Source organism: Enterococcus canis NBRC 100695 (assembly GCF_001544375.1).
Lineage (GTDB): Bacteria > Bacillota > Bacilli > Lactobacillales > Enterococcaceae > Enterococcus_H > Enterococcus_H canis.
Genome location: NZ_BCQJ01000034.1, coordinates 1 through 1601, shown reverse-complemented (window position 1 = coordinate 1601; position 1601 = coordinate 1). Strand labels below are relative to the sequence as shown.

General features: G+C 36.4%; 1 protein-coding gene and 1 pseudogene. Both read right to left on the bottom strand.

The genetic code is table 11. The annotated features are described in order from the left end of the window. Positions 1-61: 61 nt before the first annotated feature. Positions 62-1033 carry a protein rep gene (locus tag ECA01S_RS13735; RefSeq protein ID WP_067396506.1) on the bottom strand — a complete coding sequence of 324 codons (972 nt, stop codon included), beginning with the start codon at positions 1031-1033 and terminating at the stop codon, positions 62-64. 301 nt (positions 1034-1334) lie between these two features. After that, a pseudogene (locus ECA01S_RS14660) lies at positions 1335-1520 on the bottom strand (hypothetical protein); the annotation flags it as partial. Positions 1521-1601 lie beyond the last annotated feature (81 nt).

The following is a 1601-nucleotide window of genomic DNA, read 5'->3' as shown; positions in this document are numbered from 1 at the left end:
TTTCTTTTTTGTCATTTCATTCGAACAAATAAAAAAAGTGGACGAAATTCGTCCACCCCATTCATTTTTTCTCTTCGTCGTACATACCAGTAAAAAATCGCTTTTCATCTTCGTTCAACGCGCGATAATCGATTGCATATTGCGCTTCATTTTTCATCCATGAAGCCGTTAAAAACCAAAAATAATCATTCTCGTCTTTTTGTTTGTATCGGTCTAAAGCACCAGACTCAAATTTCTTTTTGTAGTCTTTGAACACACCGTTGAACGTAATCAACTGGCGCCCTTTCATTGCAAAATAAAACGTATCGAATACTTCTTGGTTTTCCGTCATTTCAAAGTCTTTGGCCGAATATTTTGCGACTTCCAAGACTGCTTTCTCTTGTTGGAACCCTTTAACCTTGCGAATATCCAGCTGTGTAATCTCGTCGGTACCGTCTGGATTGATTCCCATTTTCCCCGTTACCTCTCGCCATAAATCCAGCCATTCAGATTGCTTAATATAATAATCTTTAAGCTTAAAGTAATATTTTGGAACAGCCAAAATCAAATGAAAATGCGGATTATAGTCGTCTCGCTCTTTGTTGTACGTGATTTCCAATTTCCGTACATAGCCTTTAATTGCAGCTTTCACTTTCTTCCGACGAAACAATTTCGACAACGCATGATTGAACAAATCAATTTCCTGATTCAATTGACTGCTTTTCACATTGGGTGTCGTCAATGTCAAAAAGAGAAATTGATAGTCTTTTTCCTCACTGATTGCTTGCATCATAATCGACAACATCATCGCATCTTTCCGTGCTTTACGCCACGCACATAACGGACAAAAACGATTTTTACAAAAATGTGCCTGCACCAATTTCTTTTTCTCCTTGTCTATCGTGGCAATAAATTCCAAATATGAACCACACCCCGTCATCAGCTCGTGCATTCTTGTAGGAATTCGACTTTCACTCAAAGCCAGTACTTTCCGTAAATTTTTCTTTTTCTCACGATAAGTTCCATTAATCAAATCTTGTCTTTTCTCTGTCATCTTGTTATACTGAATCTACAAATTTTGTACAAATAGGCTGAAAAGCCGATAACAAAAAAATAAGATTGCTCTCCTTTCTGATTTAGTTTTTTTCTAGACAATTAAAACTATAAATCAACCATATGGAAAAAGCAATCTTTTTTTTTGTGCTTCCTTACAGCCACAAGGGTTTGACCTAGGTCAAACCCCGATTTTTTCGCCGAAAATAGTTACCTATATTATCAAGATAAGAAACGAGATTTTTCGCTCCGCTCAAAATCTCGAAATAAAATAACAAAAAAAAAGGAGTATTCAACCTTTTCTCCTTCAGTTTTCCGACGATTGTAATTCGATCGATTGACCAACTTAATTTTAGGGGGTGTACCTTATCGTCAACACTTAACCGCCTGTTAGAAATACGGTTAAGTTTTTCGAGCTGATTTATCGTTGTTCTTTTTTCTATTTCGCTAAAAATATTTTTATACACGGTGAAACTTGCTATAATCATCTTGAGAACGTCTTCCAGCGTTCTCTCCAAAAGATTAATCTATCCAAGTCACAGAAAAAGCCTTGAAACGTCCTCAGAAGC

Bases quoted from the DNA above. Each gene is read 5' to 3' on its own strand.
- ECA01S_RS13735 (WP_067396506.1), bottom strand. From the start codon at position 1,033: ATGACAGAGAAAAGACAAGATTTGATTAATGGAACTTATCGTGAGAAA.